This is a genomic window from Streptomyces radiopugnans, assembly GCF_900110735.1.
Taxonomy (GTDB): Bacteria; Actinomycetota; Actinomycetes; order Streptomycetales; family Streptomycetaceae; genus Streptomyces; species Streptomyces radiopugnans.
Map to the genome: position 1 here is coordinate 69,589 of NZ_FOET01000007.1, position 17,943 is coordinate 87,531.

13 protein-coding genes and 2 pseudogenes are annotated in these 17,943 nt (G+C 76.1%); 7 read left to right on the forward strand and 8 right to left on the reverse strand.

Annotated features, from left to right (window positions below; all coding sequences use genetic code 11):
- The first annotated feature begins 2 nt into the window (after positions 1–2).
- Entirely contained in the window at positions 3–566 is a 564-nt protein-coding gene (locus BMY40_RS15090; protein WP_093659695.1) for a hypothetical protein, read from the forward strand.
- Positions 567–599: 33 nt separating this feature from the next.
- On the opposite strand, the gene BMY40_RS15095 is transcribed toward BMY40_RS15090, so the two are convergent.
- Positions 600–1,628 carry an AraC-like ligand-binding domain-containing protein gene (locus tag BMY40_RS15095; protein WP_093659926.1) on the reverse strand — a complete coding sequence of 343 codons (1,029 nt, stop codon included), beginning with the start codon at positions 1,626–1,628 and terminating at the stop codon, positions 600–602.
- A 268-nt stretch (positions 1,629–1,896) separates the two neighbouring features.
- Here BMY40_RS15095 and BMY40_RS28970 point away from each other — a divergent pair, with 268 nt between their 5' ends.
- The 3 genes and pseudogenes from BMY40_RS28970 (at position 1,897) to BMY40_RS15110 (ending at position 6,885) form a co-directional block, all read left to right on the forward strand.
- On the forward strand, positions 1,897–5,553 hold the full coding sequence (locus BMY40_RS28970; RefSeq protein WP_093659697.1) for a WD40 repeat domain-containing protein: 3,657 nt from the start codon (positions 1,897–1,899) through the stop codon (positions 5,551–5,553).
- Positions 5,554–5,624: 71 nt separating this feature from the next.
- Positions 5,625–5,877: pseudogene (locus tag BMY40_RS28650) on the forward strand (hypothetical protein); the annotation flags it as partial.
- Between the two features lie 189 nt (positions 5,878–6,066).
- Positions 6,067–6,885, forward strand: a complete 819-nt coding sequence (locus BMY40_RS15110; protein ID WP_093659699.1) for an endonuclease — start codon at positions 6,067–6,069, stop codon at positions 6,883–6,885.
- Between the two features lie 94 nt (positions 6,886–6,979).
- Here the strand turns inward: BMY40_RS15110 and BMY40_RS15115 are convergent, their stop codons facing one another.
- The 4 genes from BMY40_RS15115 to BMY40_RS15130 all read right to left on the reverse strand — a co-directional run bounded on the left by BMY40_RS15115 (position 6,980) and on the right by BMY40_RS15130 (position 12,105).
- On the reverse strand, positions 6,980–7,564 hold the full coding sequence (locus BMY40_RS15115) for a VanZ family protein (protein ID WP_412695874.1): 585 nt from the start codon (positions 7,562–7,564) through the stop codon (positions 6,980–6,982).
- Between the two features lie 485 nt (positions 7,565–8,049).
- Positions 8,050–8,379, reverse strand: a complete 330-nt coding sequence (locus BMY40_RS28655; RefSeq protein WP_245770105.1) for a hypothetical protein — start codon at positions 8,377–8,379, stop codon at positions 8,050–8,052.
- Between the two features lie 186 nt (positions 8,380–8,565).
- On the reverse strand, positions 8,566–9,768 hold the full coding sequence (locus BMY40_RS15125) for a globin domain-containing protein (RefSeq protein WP_093659701.1): 1,203 nt from the start codon (positions 9,766–9,768) through the stop codon (positions 8,566–8,568).
- 231 nt (positions 9,769–9,999) lie between these two features.
- On the reverse strand, positions 10,000–12,105 hold the full coding sequence (locus tag BMY40_RS15130; protein ID WP_093659703.1) for a SpoIIE family protein phosphatase: 2,106 nt from the start codon (positions 12,103–12,105) through the stop codon (positions 10,000–10,002).
- Between the two features lie 339 nt (positions 12,106–12,444).
- On the opposite strand from BMY40_RS15130, the pseudogene BMY40_RS15135 reads away from it, so the two are divergent.
- Both BMY40_RS15135 and BMY40_RS15140 read left to right on the forward strand, forming a co-directional pair.
- Positions 12,445–12,770 (forward strand): annotated as a pseudogene (locus tag BMY40_RS15135) (PP2C family protein-serine/threonine phosphatase); the annotation flags it as partial.
- Positions 12,771–12,787: 17 nt separating this feature from the next.
- On the forward strand, positions 12,788–13,141 hold the full coding sequence (locus BMY40_RS15140) for an STAS domain-containing protein (RefSeq protein WP_093659705.1): 354 nt from the start codon (positions 12,788–12,790) through the stop codon (positions 13,139–13,141).
- Positions 13,142–13,148: 7 nt separating this feature from the next.
- On the opposite strand, the gene BMY40_RS15145 is transcribed toward BMY40_RS15140, so the two are convergent.
- On the reverse strand, positions 13,149–14,747 hold the full coding sequence (locus tag BMY40_RS15145; RefSeq protein WP_425443114.1) for an FAD-dependent oxidoreductase: 1,599 nt from the start codon (positions 14,745–14,747) through the stop codon (positions 13,149–13,151).
- The gene (locus BMY40_RS15150) at positions 14,744–15,985 is read right to left on the reverse strand and encodes a lycopene cyclase family protein (RefSeq protein WP_093659932.1); all 1,242 of its coding nucleotides are present in this window, start codon (positions 15,983–15,985) and stop codon (positions 14,744–14,746) included. Before BMY40_RS15150 ends, BMY40_RS15145 begins: the two co-directional genes overlap by 4 nt.
- A gap of 146 nt (positions 15,986–16,131) precedes the next feature.
- On the opposite strand from BMY40_RS15150, the gene BMY40_RS15155 reads away from it, so the two are divergent.
- Positions 16,132–16,869 carry a class I SAM-dependent methyltransferase gene (locus BMY40_RS15155; protein WP_093659707.1) on the forward strand — a complete coding sequence of 246 codons (738 nt, stop codon included), beginning with the start codon at positions 16,132–16,134 and terminating at the stop codon, positions 16,867–16,869.
- 74 nt (positions 16,870–16,943) lie between these two features.
- On the opposite strand, the gene BMY40_RS15160 is transcribed toward BMY40_RS15155, so the two are convergent.
- Entirely contained in the window at positions 16,944–17,909 is a 966-nt protein-coding gene (locus tag BMY40_RS15160) for a Rieske (2Fe-2S) protein (RefSeq protein WP_093659934.1), read from the reverse strand.
- Positions 17,910–17,943: the final 34 nt, after the last annotated feature.

Sequence of the window (17,943 nt, forward strand, 5' to 3'; positions counted from 1 at the left end):
TCGTGTCCGAACGCAACACGCTCGCTCGGAGCCTGCACGACCTGGGGATGGGCGCATGGTTCGGCGGCTCCCTGATGGGTGCCGTGGGGCTCAACGGCGTCGCCAGGGAGTGGGAGGACGCCGCGACCGGCGACAGGATCGCGAGCATCGGATGGGCGAAGTGGACGCCGGTCAACGGACTGGCCATCGCCGCCCACCTGGCGGGTGCCGTCTCCCTGCTGGCGTCCAACATGTACCGCGTGGAGCACCAGCGGGGTGTGGGAGCCTCCTCGGCGATCAAGACCGTCCTCACCGGCGCGGCCCTGGCGGCCACCGCCTACAGCCGCGTCATGGGCAAGAAGCTGGAGATGGCCACCTCCTCCGACCCGGAGAAGTCGGCCGGGGCCCAGCACCACCCGGCCTCCACGGAGGACGCCGAGCGCCAGCTGCGCTGGGCCCAGTGGAGCATCCCCGTACTGACCGGCGCGCTCACCGTCGTCAGCGCGCTCCAGGGCGAGCAGCAGAAGCCGGTCGAGCAGAAGGCGGGCATGCTGCGCAAGGCCGCCGACCGCCTGAACATGGGCTGATACCGGTCACCGGGCACCGGGCCACACAGCGCGTCAGCGGCCCGCGGCGTTCGCCACGAGGCCGCCCCGCACGGCCGCCGGCGCACCGCCGCGGGCCAGCGCGCGCTGCCGGTGGTCGCTGGGCGAGGTGCCGTAGGCGACGCGGAAGGCGCGGCTGAAGGCGGAGGGGTCGGTCAGACCCCACCGGGCGGCGACGGCGTGGATGGGCGTGCGGTGCAGGGCGGGGTCGGACAGGTCCTGCCGGATGCGTCGCAGCCGCTGGTCGCGCAGGAAAGCCGAGACGGTGGAGCCCTCGTCCCGGAACAGCCGGTGCAGATGGCTCAGGGAGATGTGGTGCGCCGCCGCGATCGCGGGCGGGGACAGGTGCGGGTCGTGCAGGTGCCGGCGTATGTGGGCCTTGACGCGCAGCAGCAGGGCCCGCCGCTGGTCCTCCGGCGGCAGCGCGTGGTCGCTCTCCAGGGTGTGGGCGAACAGGGCGGACAGCAGGTCGACCGCGACCGCGGCCAGCCGGGGCCCGTCGGACGGCCGGTAGCGGGCGGAGTCCGCCGCCACCGTGGTCAGGAACTGCGCCAGCAGCGCCCCCATCCCCTCCCGCGCCGACAGCCGGTGGCGGGTCAGTCCGGCCAGCCGCTCCGGCGGCAGGTGCAGCAGGTCCCGCGGCACCTCCAGCCCGATGCCGCTGTACGGGCCGTCGCCGTCGCCCGCCCACATCTCGCACGGGCGCGAGGTGTCCACCACGCACAGGGAACCGGGACCGTAACCGTCCGCGCGGCCTTCCCGGGCGACCCTCAGCCGCCCCCGCAGCGGCAGGGACACATGGACGGTCCGCGGGTCGTGCCGCCGGACCAGTTCCGGGGTGCGCCGCAGTACGGCGGGCCGGAACTCCGCGGGCCACACCGTCACGGCCCCGACGCCCAGCACGCGCACCCGGGCCCGGAAGTCCGCCCGGTGGGGGCTGTCCGCCTCCAGGGGCGCGTGGGCCCGCCGGACCAGCTCACGCCAGCGGTCGAACCGCTCGGCCGCGGGCACGTCCTCGCTTGTGAACGCCGTCTCGTACACCATGTGCTCCTCCTTCTCCCCGGTCGTGCCCCCGCCGCCGGCCCGGCCGGAGCACACCGGTCCGTCCGGCCATGCCCGGCACCGAGTCTCGGGGAGTACGGGTTGTCAGGCAGGCCCGTTCCGCCGCTCCGGACAATTCGCGGCCGGCGCGCGGCGCCGCCGGGGCGGCCGGAGACGGGACCGGGCGCGGACTTGTCGGCCGGTCGCGGGGGGCCTACGGTGGCGCCCGATCGCGGACGCGGCGGGCGGACGCGGCGGGGGAGGACACGCGATGGGGCGCCGGGAGAAACCACTGGATCCGGCCGCCGGCCCGGTGCAGCGGTTCGCCGCCGAACTGCGCGAACTGCGCCGGGCGTCGGGCGGCACCACCTACCGGGCGATGGCGCAGCGGGCGCCCTACTCGGCGGCGACCCTGGCCGAGGCGGCGGCCGGCCGGAGACTGCCCACGCTCCCGGTCGCCCTGGCCTACGCGCAGGCCTGCGGCGGCGACCGGCGGGAGTGGGAGGAACGCTGGCGCCGGGCGTCCGCCGACGCACTGGCCCGGCCCTCCGGCGCGGAGGACGGCGCCGACGCCCCCTATCCGGGGCTGCGGCGCTTCCAGCCGGAGGACGAGAAACGGTTCTTCGGACGCGAACAGCTCACCGGCGACCTCGTACGCCGGATGGGGGAGGGCCGGTTCACGGCCGTCGTCGGCGCCTCCGGCAGCGGCAAGTCGTCGCTGCTGCGCGCGGGGCTGATCCCCGCCCTGCGCTCCGGCACCGCCGCGGTGCGGCCGGCCGCCGTCCGCGTCTTCACCCCCGGCCCGCACCCGATGAGGGACCACCCCCGTCTGCTCGCGCCGGCCTCCCACGCCCCCGACGCGGACACGGTGGTCGTCGTCGACCAGTTCGAGGAGGTCTTCACCCTCTGCCGCGATCCCGGGGAGCGCAGGGAGTTCATCGGCCTGCTGCTGGCGGCCCGCCGCCCCCGCAGCCGGCTGCGGGTCGTCGTCGCGGTCAGGGCGGACTTCTTCGGCCACTGCGCGGGCCACCCCGACCTCGCCGACGCCCTGCGGGACGCCACGCTCCTGGTCGGGCCGATGACCCCGGCACAACTGCGCCGGGCCATCGTCCGCCCGGCCGCCGACGCGGGCCTGATCGTCGAACGCGCACTCACCGCGAGACTGGTGGACGAGGCGACGGGCGAGCCCGGAGGGCTGCCGCTGATGTCCCACGCCCTGCTGGAGACCTGGCGCCGGCGCCGCGGACGCGCGCTGACCCTGGCGGCCTACGAGGCCGCCGGCGGCATACGCGGCGCCATCGCCCAGACCGCCGAGGACCTCTACACCCGGCTGGACCCCGAGCAGGCCGCCGCCGCCCGCAGGATCCTGCTGCGGCTGGTCAACCCCGGCGAGGGCGCGCCCGACACCCGGCGCCCCACCGACCGCGGCGAGCTGGGCGCGGACGGCGCGGGCCGCACCGCCGAGGCGGAGGTGCTGGAGCGGCTGGCACGGGCCCGTCTGGTCACCCTCGACGGCTCGACGGTGACCCTGGCGCACGAGGCGCTGATCGCGGCCTGGCCCCGGCTGCGCGGCTGGATCGAGGCGGACCGGCGGCGGCTGCTCGTCCACCGGCAGCTCACCGAGGCGGCACAGGCATGGCACTCCCTGGACCGCGACACCGGAGCCCTCTACCGGGGCGCCCGGCTCGCGGCGGCCCGGGACCGGCTCGGCGGCGCGGGGGTCGGCCTCACCGCGCTGGAGCGAGAGTTCCTGCTGGCCAGCGAGGCCGCCGAGGAGGCGGAGGCGGAGGAGGCCCGCGCCCGGACCACGCGGCTGCGGCGTCTGTCGGTGATGCTGTCCGCCCTGCTGGTGCTCTGCGCGACCGCGGTCGCGGCGACCTTCCAGCAGTACTCGATCGCCCGTGAACAGCGCCGCGTCGTCACCTCGCACGAACTGGCCGCCCAGGCCGACTCGATGGCCGGGGAACGCCCGGAGGCGGCGGCGATGCTGGCCCTGGCCGCCTTCCAGCGGGCCGACGTCCCCGAGACGCGCAGCAGTCTGCTGTCCGCCTACGCCCGCTACCGGGCCGACCGGTTCGCCGCACACGCCGGCACCGTGTCGGCGATGGAGTTCTCCCCCGACGGCCGCACCCTGGCCACGGCCGGGGACGGCCACGGCGTCAGGCTGTGGGACACCCGGGCCCGCCAGATCGCCGCCACCCTCGCCGGCCACACGGACCGGGTGAACGACGTGGGCTTCTCCCCGGACGGCCGGCTGCTGGCCACCGCGGGCGACGACCGCAGCGCCAAGCTGTGGGACACCCGGACCCACCGGGTGGTCGCCACCCTCACCGGCCACACCGGCCAGGTGACGACGGTGGCCTTCTCCCCGGACGGCCGCACCCTGGCCACCGGCGGCGGCGACGGCGCCGTACGGCTGTGGGACACCGGGAAGGAGCGGCAGTCGGCCGTCCTGTCCGGACACACGGGCGAGGTGACGGCCGTCGCCTTCTCCCCGGACGGCCGCACCCTGGTCACCGGCGGCGTCGACGCCACCCTGCGCATGTGGGACACCGCGTCGGGCCGGGAGAGCGCCACCCTCGCCGTCATGAGGAACGCGTCGACGGGGCAGCGGAGTCCGGTCTACGACGTGGCGTTCTCACCCGACGGACGCACCCTGGCCGCGGCCGGCACCGAGATCACCCGGCTGTGGGACACGGCCACCTACCACTACCGGAAGACCACCGCGGTGACGGGCCGCCGCGAACACGCCCACCGGGAACTGGCGTTCACCCCCGACAGCCGGACCCTCGCCGTCACCGGCGCCGACGGCACCGTCCGGTTCTGGGACACCGGCGACCACCGCACGACCGCCACCATCACCGCAGGGGAGGAGCCGGCCGCCTACGAGACGGCGCTGTCCCCCGGCGGCCGCGTCCTGGCCGTGGCCGACGGCGAGGGCCGGGTGCAGCTGTGGGACACCGCCACGCAGCAGCGGACCGCCGTCCTCGGCGCCGCCGCGCCGTTCTCCCGGCTGGCGGCGTTCTCCCCCGACGGCCGCACCCTGGCCACCACCGGGTCCGCCGACGGGGCGGTGGAGCTGTGGCGGGTGGGCGGACACCGCCGGCTGCGCACCCTGGGACACGGAAGCGACGTGCACACGGCGGCCTTCTCCCCGGACGGCCGCACCCTGGCCACCGGCGCCGCCGACGGCACGGTCCGGTTGTGGGACGCCGACTCCGGACGGCGGCGGGCCGCCCTCACCGGCCACACCGACGCGGTGACGGCCGTCGCCTTCTCCCCGGACGGCCGCACCCTGGCCACCGGTTCAGCCGACGACACCGTACGGCTGTGGGACGCCGGGAAGGGCCGGCAGACGGCCGTCCTCAGACGGCACACCGACCGGGTGCGCGCGCTGGCCTTCTCCCCGGACGGCCGCACCCTGGCCACGGCCTCCGCCGACCGCACCGTACTGGTGTGGGAGACGGGCGCCCGGCGGGTGCGGACCTCCCTCACCGGCCACGAGGGTCCGGTCACCGGCGTGGCGTTCGCCCCCGGCGGCCGTCTGCTGGCGACCGCCGCCGGGGGCCGCGTACGGCTGTGGGACACGGCCTCGTACCGCACCGCCGCCACCCTCACGGGCCACCCCGACGGCGCGGAGCACGTGGCGTTCGCCCCGGGCGGCGAAACGCTGGTCACCGCGGGAGCGGGCACGATCCACCTGTGGGACACCGCCTCGCACGACACGGCGGCCACACTCACCGGCGACGGGGAGATCTCCGCCATGGCCCTGAGCCCGGACGGCCGCACCCTGGCCACCGCGGGCGAGGAGAAGCGCCTGTGGCGTATCGACGCGGGCGAGGTGGCGGCCGAGGTCTGCCGGGCGAGGCGGACCCACCGGTGGTCCGAGCTGGTCTCGGACCTGCCCGCCGCCCCTTCCTGCCCCTGAGGCCCGGGCCCGGGGCGGCCGGCGGCGCGGGGCCGCCTGCGCGCCGCGCGGCTCTTTACGTGGGTGTCATGGGGCCCACCTGCCCGCTGGCCACCACCGGCCGCGCCCACTACGGCGACCACCTCGCCGGGAGCGTCAGGGCACCGGACTTCTCGAAGGTGGAGTCGGCCGCCGGAGCGGTCGCCGAGACCCTGGACAGGCCGCCGGCCAGGCATGTGCAGCGGCTCAACCTGATCCGGCGCGCGATTCCGGCCCTGCAGACGGGCCAGTACCCCACCGAGGGGGTCAGCGGCGAGACGGCCTTCAAACGCCGCTGCACATCGTCCGGAGCACAGGCAGTACACGGGCGTCCCCGGCCGCGGGCGGTCCCTCCGGCGGGGGCCGGTGTTCTCGCGGCGGTCACGGGATCTTCCCGTTGCGCTGTTGGCAGGGACATGTCTATATGGGAGGCTCCGCATATCGGACAACCGTTGGCAGTCCCTGATCCGGGGCTTACCGAAAGGACATCCCCACATGTCCCGCTCCCGTGGGTCCGCGGCCGGAGGCATAGCCCTGGCCGCGGCCGCCCTGCTGGCCGTGGCCGCCCCCACTTCCGTCTCGGCCGCCCCCGCACCCTTGTCGCCCGGCCCGGCCCCGGCCTCCGCGTCGGCCGACACCTACTACGCGCCCGCCGAGGGGAAGACCGGCACCGCCCTGAAGGCGGCGCTCAACGACATCATCAGCGAGCAGGCCAGACTCTCCTACAGCCAGGTCTGGGACGCGCTCGGAGACACCGACGAGGACCCCTCCGACCCGGACAACGTGATCCTGCTGTACACCGGCCGCTCCCAGGCGAAGTCCGAGCACGGCGGCGATCTGGGCGACTGGAACCGCGAGCACGTGTGGGCCAAGTCCCACGGCGACTTCGGCACCAGCACCGGACCCGGCACCGACCTGCACCATCTGCGCCCCACCGACGTACGGGTCAACAGCATCCGGGGGAACAAGGACTTCGACAACGGCGGCAGCGCGGTCTCCGGGGCCCCCGGCAACTACACCGACGGCGACAGCTTCGAGCCGCGCGACGCGGTCAAGGGCGACGTGGCCCGCATGATCCTCTACATGGCCGTGCGCTACGAGGGCGAGGACGGCTTCGCCGACCTGGAGCCCAACGACCGTGTGGGCAACGGCTCGGCGCCGTACCACGGGCGTCTCGGCGTCCTGAAGCAGTGGCACCGCGAGGACCCGCCGGACTCCTTCGAGCGGAACCGCAACGAGGTCATCTACAACGAGTACCAGTACAACCGGAACCCGTTCATCGACCGCCCCGAGTGGGTCGAGGCCATCTGGTGAGACCGGCGCTCCGGCCGGGCCGCCGCTGAGAGGGAGGGCGGGGGCGCCGCGGCACCGTTCCCAACGGTGCCGCGGCGCCCCCGCCCTCAGGCCTTCACGCCTTCCCGGACCCGGTCGCCGCGGTGCGCTCCCGCCTCGCGCCCCGCTGCCACCGGCGACGGCGGGGCGGGTGGACGGCCCGGCCGATGCGGCGGCCGAGCAGCAGGTAACCCAGCAGCGCGCCGGTGGTGTTGAGGATGACGTCGTCGATGTCGAACGCCCGGCCCGGCACGACGGCTCCCTGCACCAGCTCCACCACGACCATCACCGCCGTGGTCAGCAGGACCACCCGCAGCAGCCCGCGGGCGCGCGGCCAGGCCACCGGCAGCAGGACCCCGAACGGCACACCCAGGGCGATGTTGCCGCCGAGCTGTTTGACGGTGTCGCGGAACGCGGGCTGGTTCAGGTAGTTGCGGATGGAGTCGCCCGGCCGCAGATTGCTGTGCGTCAGTGCCTCGGAGGCGTACGACGGCGTCAGGGTCAGCCTGGCCAGGACGACGGCGAACAGCACCGTCGCCGCCAGGGCCACCACCATCACCAGCGCCCGCACCAGGGGCGACCGGGGGGCGGCGGGCTCCTCGCGCGGTGTGTCCCGCGCCGGTTCGGTACCCGTGCCCCTCGACAGGAGACCGTGCCTCATCCGCTGCCACCCCCGGTTTCTGACGGTTCGCCGGCTGGAGCGGCGCGGTCACCGCGCCGTGGTCGCCGGATACCCGGAGTGAGGGCCCGTATGCGGGCCTCGCCGGACGGGGCCGGATTCCGCACGGGGCCGGGCGGGGAGGGACGTTGGTCCCTGCCGGGTGTTCCCTTTCGGCCCTGTGGCGGATGCGCCGGGGCGGGCAGCATCGTCGTGCGGCTGTGGGGAGCCGCAAGGGGGGAGAGGCCGAAGCGGCCCGGGAGGAGCGGCCCGGGCCGCCTCGCCGCGTCCGGGGCCTTTCCGGCCCCGTCCGGCCTTCCGGCGCATCCGTCCGGCCGGTGCGGTGACACGGCCCGAAAACGTGCCAGGGAGTGTTTGCCGTCTCCCCGCACCCGGCGCCTGACCCGCACGGCCCGGCCGCCCCGTTCCCGGTGAGGAACGGAGGGCCGGGCCGTGTCACCCGCGCCGGGAGCCGGGGGAGGACCGGGTCAGAAGGAGGGGAAGCCGGGCGACGCGGGCCCGAAGGACGCGGAGGAGGGCGGGGACGGGAGGGCGCCGGGCGCCGTGGTGGCCTCGCGCTCGGCCAGGGCGGCCTGGTCCAGGAGCCGCCGGGCCAGTTCGCGCGCCTCCCGGGTGGTGAGAGCGGCCCAGGCTCCGGGCGCGCTGCCGCTGCCCGGACCGAGATCCAGGGTCACCCGGCTGATCGGCCGACCCGCGGTGGGCAGCCGCAGACACTTCACGGTGATCCGCCGGTCGCAGGAGGTGATCATCGGCGTCTCGCCGGCCGGCTGGGGAAGCGCCCGTCCTGTCTCCGCCACTGTTCCCACACCTTCCATCTCATACCGCTCATAACGCAGGGGCACAGTGGGTAGCGCTGCGCGGGCCCGGGATGTTCCCGCCCGCCGCCCGCCGGACCGGGCCGGCCCCGCAAACGCGTACGGCCCGCCGGTCGCACCGGCGGGCCGCACGTCCACCCGTGGCCGCCCCGGGGAGGGGCGGCGGCCTCAGGCCGCCGCGTCGGCCAGCCACAGGTCGGGCCCGAAGACCTCGTACCGGATCTCCCGGGCCGGCACACCCGCGCGCAGCAGTTGCTCGCGGACCGAGCGCATGAAGGGCAGCGGACCGCACAGGTACACGCTCGCGTCGGTGTCCACCTCCAGATCACCGAGGTCCATCACCCCCTCGCGGGCGCCGGGCTCCTCGGCTCCGGGCCGCTCGTACCAGAACACCGAACGCGCGCCCGGCAGCCGCTCCACCAGCCGGTCGGTGTCGGCGCGCAGCGCGTGGTCCCCGGGGGAGCGGTCGGCGTGCAGCACCGTCACCGGGCGGGTGGAGCCGGTGACGGCGAGGTGTTCGAGCATGCCGACCATGGGGGTGCAGCCGATTCCCGCGGAGACCAGCATCAGCGGCCGGTCGGACCGGTCCAGCACCACGTCCCCGAAGGGGGCGGACAGGGTGAGTCCGTCGCCCGCCCGCACGGTGCGGTGCAGCAGGTTGGAGACCTCGCCCTCCGGGGCGCCGTCGCCGTGGACCCGCTTGACGGTGATCCGACGCGTCCGGTCCCCGGGGGCGGAGGAGAGGCTGTACTGGCGCAACTGGTGGACGCCGTCGGGCATCCGCACCCGCACGCTCACGTACTGGCCCGCACGGGCGGCGGGCGCGGGGGCCCCGTCGGAGGGACGCAGCAGGAAGGACACCGTGTCGGGGGTCTCCTCGCGCCGCTCGACCACCGTCCACCGCCGCCAGGGGTGCCCCGGCTTCACCTGCGCCATGAGGTAGAGGCGGGCCTCCTGCGCGATCAGGGCGCCGGCCATCAGCCAGTACACCTCGTCCCAGGCCGCCGCCACCTCGGGGGTGACCGCGTCGCCGAGCACATCGGCTATGGCGGCGAAGAGGTACTTGTGCACGATCGTGTACTGGTCCTCGGTGACGCCGACGGCGGCGTGCTTGTGGGCGATGCGGGCCAGCAGCGTGTCGGGCCGGGTGCCGGGCTCGGCGACCAGGGCGCCGGCGAAGGCGGCGATGGAGCCCGCCAGGGCCCTGCGCTGCGCGCCACTGGCCTGGTTGCCGCGGTTGAACATGCCGTCGAGCAGCTCGGGGCGGTCGGCGAACATGGTCGCGTAGAAGCGGGTGGTGATCTCGTCCAGCGCCCCGCCAACGGCGGGCAGGGTGGCACGGATCACCGAGGCCGATTCGGCGGAAAGCATGACGCTCCTAGGAGTGCGGGGCACGGGGTTCGTCGGCCGCCGAAGCGCGGCCACAACCTGTCTAGCAGCGGCGGGCCGCGCTTTCGGGCGCCGAGCGGCGATCAGGGCCGAAGGGCCCCGCCGCCCGGGACGTACGGCCCCGGCCGCTGCCTTGGGGCGGGGACGTGCGACCCCGGGACGGCCCGCGATCGCTGCCCCGTACGGCCCGCCGCCCGCGTCCGCCGCGGCGGTTCAGCGGCCGGTAACGGGCAGGCGCAGGGCGATCAGGGCGATGTCGTCGCGTCCGGTGGCCGGGGTGGTGGTCACCAGGGCGTCGCACAGGACGCCGACGGGCTCGCGGGCGAGGGCCGCGGCGTTGCGCCGCAGCCGCTCCAGCCCCCGGTCGAGGGACTCCCCGGGACGTTCGACCAGTCCGTCGGTGTAGAGCAGCAGGGTGCAGCCGGCCGGCAGGTCCTCGGTCGCGCTGCCGCGGGGAGTGCCCGGCGGCAGCACACCGAGCAGGGGGCCGCGAGCGTCCTCCAGGAAGCGGGTGCCGCCGTCCTCGGCGATCAGCAGGGGCGGAGGGTGCCCGGCGGCGGTGTACGTCAGCCGCCACGGCCCCTGCGCGTCCCCGCCGTCCGCCTCCGGCGCCGGGCCGCGCTCCACCCGGGCCATCACACAGGTGGTGGTGCCCGTGTCCGGGTCGAGGGCCTGCACGGCAGCGTCCAGTCGCCGCACGACCTCACCGGGAGGCCGCCCGCCGTGGTCGGCGGCGAGCGCGCGGAGCATGTTGCGCATCATGCCCATGGTGACGGCGGCCCGCAGATCGTGCCCGGCCACGTCACCGATGACCAGGGCCAGGGCACCGCCGGGCAGCGGGAAGGAGTCGTACCAGTCCCCGCCCACATCGGCCGCGGTCGGGCTGGGCAGATAGCGCGCGGCGATCCGCAGGTACGGGTGGTCGGGCGGTTCGGTGAGCAGGCTGTGCTGCAGCGCCCGTGCCACCCGCTGGGTGCGCTGGAGCCGCAGCGCCTGGCTGAGCGCGTCGTGGGCCTGCTCCACCACCTCCCGCATCAGGTTCCGGTCCTGCGGGCCGATCGGCGCGCGGTCCCCGCAGACGAAGGCGGTCACCACGGCTGCCACCGCCCCGTCGACCAGGACCGGCAGCACCACCCCGCTGTGCGCCCCGGTGCGGGAGAGCCAGGGCCGCACGCCCGGCGGCGCGACGTCCGCCGGTACGGCGCCCGGGGAGAAGGAACAGTGGACCGGGCGCCGCTCACGGACGGCGCGGGCGAGCGAGTGGCCGGGAGCGACGTGCTCCTCGCGGCGCGGCGGCAGGCCCGCGGGCAGCCCCTCGCGCGCGGTGGCCGCGACCCGCTCCACGGTCAGGAGACCGTCCCCGTGCTGCTGCCCGGCGGGCTCGGGCAGCAGGTAGATGCCGCACTCGTCGGCCAGGGCGGGGACGATCACCCGGCTCAGGGCGGCGAAGGCGTCCGGCGCGTTCTCCGGCTCCGTCACCGCCGCGGCGGCACGGCCGAGGAGGGAGTCGCGCAGTTCCCGCCGCCACCGCTCCTCGACGTCGACGCAGGCGGCCATCCACTCCAGCACGCCCCCGCCGTCGTGCACCGGCACGGCACGCAGCAGACAGTGCCGGTAGGTCCCGTCGGCGTGCCGCAGCCGGTACGTGTGCTGGAACAGTTCGGGCACCTCCCGGACGGCCCGGAACCACGCCTCGGCCAGGGCCGCGCGGTCGTCGGGGTGCGCGGTGCCGAGCCAACCGGCACCGCGCAGTTCCCCCCAGGGGCGTCCCGTCGCACGCTCCCACCCGTCGCTCCCCTCCACGAGGAGCCCGTCGGCGTCCGCCACCCACAGCTTCTCGGTGCTGGTCGCGACCAGGCTCTCGTAACGCAGCAGCGTCCGGCGCCGTTCCTCGGCGAGGGTCCGGGCGTGCTCGGCCGTGGTGACCTCCCCGGTCACCTCGGCGGCGACGATGAGCACCCCGGACTCCCCCTCGGCCGAGGCGATCCTGGACATGCTGAACGAGAAGAACCGCCGCTCGACCTCGCCGTGGGCGTAGCAGACGGTGACGGGCGCGGCGGAGACCCGCACCGGCTCGCCGTCGCGGAGCACCGGATCGAGCAGTTCCAGATAGCCCCGCTCCTCCAGATCGGCGAACGCCCGGCGTACGGGCACTCCCAGGGGCCGGTCCCCGAAGACCGCCCGGTAGGTGGCGTTCATGTACGTCACGACGTGTTCGGGGCCCTGGCACACCATGACACCGACCGGGGCCGGATCGAACACCTCCAGGGGCAGCCCGGTGAATTCTCCGCTCTCCGAGGATCGCCGCGAAAACGACATAGGGCCCATTATTCAGATATGCCGTCTTCGTGGAGTGCCGTACGGGTGCGGCCGCGGGCGGCCGTGGTCCCCCGGCACGGCCGAGGCGCGTCTCCCGGCCCGCAAGCCCGGCAGGCCGTGACCGCCGCCCGCCCTGCCGCCGGGGGCGCAGGAGCGGAGCGGGGGTGGTGAGGTTTCTCATGTCCACCGTGAAACCCCGCTCTCCGTCCGGAACCCGCCCCGCCGGCTGATCCCGCGGGGCGGGCGGGAGCGGGGCCGGGGTACGACGGGCCCTCCCGCCGCCGGGCGCCGCGGTTGCCTTGGTCACGGCATCTGGGAGAAGGTTGCCGGACGGCAATTCTCTTCGGTGTGCTGCCGAAGACCAGGGCGCGCACGGCCACGGTCGAGCTCGCACCGGGCGAGACGTGCCTGCTGTACACCGACGGCATCACCGATGCCCGCGGCGGTCCCCTGGGCGGCGACATGTTCGGGGACCGCCGGCTCAAGGACGCGCTCGGGAGTGCGCGGCCATGCCGGCCGAGGCGGTGGTCGAACGCGTCCAGATGCTCGCCGGTCAGTGGGTCGGGGGGAGAAACCACGACGACATGGCCGTCGTCGCCATCACCGCGCCGCGCACCGTGCACCTCAGCACGGTGGACGGCCACACCCGGGGCAGGCACACCGCCCCTCCTTCGCACTCACGGTGGAGACCGGCCCCGGCACCGTCCGGCTCCACGTCACCGGCGACCTCGACTACGAGACCACCGAGGAACTGGTCGGCGCCGTACGCCCGCGGCTCACCGGCCGGCCGGCGCCGGACGATCTCCACCTCGACTTCGCCGCGCTGAGCACCTGCGACTCCACGGGACTGTCCGGGCTGCTGCTCATCCACCGCCTCGCCGGCGCCCGCGGCACCCGCCTCCACCTCGACAACCGCCCGCGGTTCCTGGAGCGCTTCCTGGAGATCACCGGCACCCTGGAGCACCTCACCGCGCCGCCCGGGGAGGAGCCCCCGGGGCAGGCGGAGGACCCGGAGCGGCAGCCCGGCGCCGTCTGACCGCCCGTCAGCCGCCGAGTGCGGAGGCCAGCAGCCGCAGCGGCGCCGAGCGGCCCCGGCGCGGCACCGTCAGCAGCGGGTGGCCGCGCACCCCCCAGGTGGCCAGCAGGGCGTTGGCCGCCTCGAAGCCGGTGGTGGCCGCCCGCTCCATCAGCGCCACCGGCAGCGTGGTGCGCACCAGGTCCCCGGCGAGCACCAGCCGGGGATGGCCGGTGCGCACCCCCGGCCGGTCCCGCCAGGTGCCGGTGGCGAACAGCGGGCAGTCCTGCCGCCACTCGTGCCGCTCGTCGACGACCGGGGCGCCGGCCGTCTCCGGGTAGACGCGGGCCAGTTCGGCCAGGGCCGCCCGCTGGACGGCGGCGCGGTCCGCGCCGGGGTCGACGGCGTAGGCGTGCAGTTCCACCACGCTGCCGCCCGTCCGCGCGGCCCAGCGGGCGGCCTCGCCCTCCCAGCGTTCCAGGACGCTGACGTTGTCCAGCGGGCCGTAGCCGCTGGTGCCCAGGAAACCGGGCCGGTCGGCGGCCACGGGCCGGCCGAGCCAGTAGCGGGAGACCAGGAAGGGCGGGGCCTCGCGCAGCCGCCCGACCGACGCCCGCCAGCCGGGACCGCCCAGCCCCGGGGAGTTGCCGACCACGGCGCGCAGGCCCGCGCCGTCCACGGCCAGGACGACCGCGTCGTAGCGCTCGCCGCGCTCCGCCCCCGGCCCCCGGCCGTCGGCCGTCACCACGGTGAAGCCGTCCCGCTCGGGGCGCACCAGTTCCACGGCGGTGCCGGTGCGCACCCGTGCGCCCAGCCGCTCCAGCCGGGCGGCCAGCGGGTCCCACAGGGCGGCGGGGAAGGGGTCGTCGGGGACGTCGAAGAGCAGGCCCTCGGCCGAGCCCAGGAAGTAGATGTGGAACATCAGGGCCAGTTCGGCCGCCGACAGTTCGCGCGGATCGGCGAAGAAGCTGCGGGAGAACACCTCGAAGGCCAGGTGCCGGGCCGGTTCGGGGAAGCCGATGGAGTCCAGGAACTCCGCGGCGCTGACGCCGTCCAGCCGCTCGTGGACCTCCGGCACCCGCACGTCCAGCAGGGGCAGCGCCGCGCGGGGGTTCATGCCCGCCAGCCCCGAGGGGGTGAAGGTCGGGCTGAGGGCGGTGAAGCCCAGCACGCTCCACGGCGGGGTGCGGGGCACCCGCGCGAAGCTGTCCCGCGCTCCGCCGCTGTGCCACAGCGGGTAGTCCGGCAGCGGGGTGAGCATCGACAGGGCCGGGTCGATACGCCGCAGCAGATTGCGCAGGTTGTAGTACTGCCGGAAGAAGGCGTGGAAGCCGCGGCTCATGGTGACGGACGTACCGTCGGCCAGCCTGGTCGGCCAGCCTCCGACGCGCCCGCCCAGCACCTCCCGGCGCTCCAGCAGGTCAACGGCCACACCGCGTTCGGCCAGCGCGGTGGCGGCGGTGAGCCCGGCGATGCCGCCGCCCACCACGGCGGCGCGCACCTCGCGGTCGCCGAGACGGGCCGCCCCCGCCGGGGCGGGCCGGTGCACGGCGTACCGGTCGCGGGCCAGCCGGGTACGGCCCCGGCCCGGGAGCGGGTACGGGAACGGGTTTCTCGCGTCTGTCACCTGGGGGCCTTTCGCTGGTGGGAGTCGCCGGACCGCGGCATGACGGCGGACGGCCTGCGCGGCAGGAGGGGGAGTTCGGCCAGGGAGCGCGCCATCGGCCACACGGGGGAGCGCAGGCCGATCGCCACCTCCTCGTGGAACGCGGAGCCGCCGTCGAGGAAGCGCAGGACGCTGTCCAGCCGGTTGCGGCGGAAGAGACGGGCGAAGAAGTCCGCGCCGTCGACGCGGCCGGTGGCCAGGGCGCGCAGCAGCGCGGCGTCCATGGCCAGGTGCCGGCGGGCGTGGGGCCGGGGCGGCAGCGGGGTGCGCCCGGCCGCGAGGGCCGCGGCCACCCGCGCGCTCTGGCGCCGGACGGTGGCGAAGGTGTAGCCGGTCGAGGGACGCGTGGCGCCGCCCGCCGTGCCGATGCGGAACACCGAGCGCCCGGCCCGGCGCGCGAAGTGCCCGTCGGTCATGGGGATGACGCCCTGTTCGGTACCGGTGACGGTGAACTCGCCCAGCGGCCGGACGCGTTCGGTGTAGTGCCGCAGCGCGGCCTCGTACTCCCGGCCGGTCAGGGGCGAGGGGGAGAACTCGGTGTACTCCACCAGGGCCTCGCGCGGGCCGAGGGGCAGGACGTAGGCGAAGGACAGCCCGCACCGCGGCTGCGGGGTGCGCAGGTCCATCAGCTCGGCCGTGCCCGGGTCGAAGCGGTCCTCGCCGGTACGCACGAACCAGCCCCGGAAGTGCTGCAGCAAGGTGGTGCGCGCGGGCGGCAGGACCCGCGGCGGCCGCGAGTCGAACACCCAGCGGCCGGTGAGCGCGAAGGGCCGTCCCGCGGCGTCCGTACCGCTCACCCGCGCACCGTGCGGCCCGTCCCCGACGGCGGTGACGGTGCCTGTGACGCGGGTGACGGAGGGGGCGGCGGCCAGACGGGCGTCCATTGCGCGGGTGAAGTCCGCGGAGCGGACCATCAGATAGCGCCGGGGGCTGTCGCCGCCCAGGCTCTCCCCGTCCGGGCCCCGCACCAGCAGACGCCGCCAGGAGGCGGCGACGGGCGCGCCGAGCCCGGCACCGGGCCCGCCGCCCTCCTCCTCCCAGAAGCACCAGGTGCGCTCGGGGCTGCGGGCGGGACCCGGCGGCGGCTCCACCACCGCCACCGACGGGGGAGGCGAGGAGGAGGCGGCGGCGTCGAGGAGGTGCCCGGCCAGCGACAGGCCGGCCGCTCCCGCACCCACCACGATCACGTCCGCGTCCATGTCCGTCTCCGGGCGGCTCATCCGCGGTCCCTCCCCCCGCAGGCGCCCCCGGAGCTCTCCCCGGCGCGTTCCCGGTGGCGCACGCCGGGTAGGCGTGCGGCCGTGACCGCACACCCCGGGCCCGTACGGGCGGAAGGACGGACGCGATGACCCTCCTGCAGGACGGCGCGCTGACCGCAGCGTTCGACGGCGCGTCCGCCGCCTACGACCGCCTGGTCGGCGCGAACCCCGGCTACCACCGGCAACTGCGCCGCTCCGCCCGCAGACTGGCCCTGCCGGACGGGGGCGAGGGACTGCGCGTACTCGACCTGGGCTGCGGAACCGGAGCCTCCACCGCCGCGCTGCTGGCCGCGGCGCCCCGCGCCGAGATCACCGCGGTGGACGCCTCGGCCGGGATGCTCGAGCGGGCGGCCGCCAAGACGTGGCCGGAGAACGTCACCTTCGCCCACACGCCCGCCGAGGACCTGGAGCGCGCCGGGGTGCGCGGGCCGTTCGACGCGGTGTTCGCCGCCTATCTGGTGCGCAACCTGACCGACCCGGACGGGGTGCTGACCGGTGTACGCCGCCTGCTGCGCCCCGGCGGACGGCTGGCCGTCCACGAGTACGCGCTGTCCGGCGCGAGGCGGCACCGGCTGGTCTGGACGGCCGTGTGCCGTTCGGTGATCATCCCCGCCGGCTCCCTCGGTCCGGGCGGGCCGGGCCTGTACCGGCACCTGTGGCGCAGCGTCCTGGAGTTCGACACCGCCCCGGAGCTGGCGCAGCGGCTGACGGCGGCGGGCTTCGACCTCGTCCGCACGGTGCCGGTGCCGGTGCCGGGCTGGGAGTACGGCATCCTCCACACCCTCCTCGCCCGCGCCCCCCGCCGGGCCGGGTACGAGACCTGACGCGAGGTCCGGTGCGGCGCCCGGGATGGTGCCCGGTGCGGTGCCCGGGGTGGGGGCCGCCGCCCCCGCGGCCCTCACACCGCCCCCGGGAAACGGCCCTGGCCGCGCAGCAGCCGGCGGCGTTCGGCATACGCCAGGTCGTCGCGCCACAGCCGGGCCGCCGCCCGCCGCATCAGCGGCCGCAGCAGCGGCGCGGCGGCCCGCGCCACGGCGAAGCCCGGCCGGTCGGAGGCGGCCAGCACGGCCTCGATCACGGCGGTGCGCGGGTTCGGGTCCCCCGGGGCGGTCAGCGGCGTGGCGTGGGTCTCCACCGCCGACGTCTCGCCCTCGCCGTCGACGATGTGCATCACCAGCGTGCGCGGCTCCGGCGCGCTGAAGGCGGCCCGCACCGGCACGCCCGCCCGGGAGCCGACGCGGTAGGCCACGTCCACCAGGAAGCGGTCGCCGTTGACGGCCGGGTCGGGTTCCTCCACCACCGTCAGCCGGGTGAAGGCGTACGGGTGGAACCAGGCGCCGTGCCAGGGGTCGAGCCGGTTGGCGATGACGTCCTCCGGCTCGCAGGCGCCCACCAGGGTCGTCACCGCGTCCACCGAGACGGCCGGGTCGGGGCGTTGCGGCAGGCAGGGCCGCTCCAGCGGCTCCTCGCCGCCCACCGCGTCCAGCCGCACCCACACCAGCACCCCGTCGTCGTACACGGGGAAGGGCTCCCAGCCCGGCATGCCCCGCTCGGTCAGGCCCAGACCGTGCCAGTGGCAGATCAGGCGCCCGGACTCCACCACGCTGTCGCACAGCGGCGCGCCCAGGTGCGGGCAGGCGCCCGGACCGGCCGCCAGACGCCCGGACTCCGCGCGCCAGAGCACCAGCTCCACCCCGGCGACCGTCCGGCCGAAGGGGCGGCCGGGGCGGATCTCGCGGCTGGCCGCCACCACGTACCAGTTGCCCGAGGGGCGGGCCGCGGCCCGCTTCAGGGCGTCGGCGATGAGCTGGGGCCGGGCCGCCCGCCACGTCGGCTCCTGGCGGCTCCAGCCGGGATCGGACATCAGGCGCAGGGGGCTGCGCCAACCGGCCGAACCC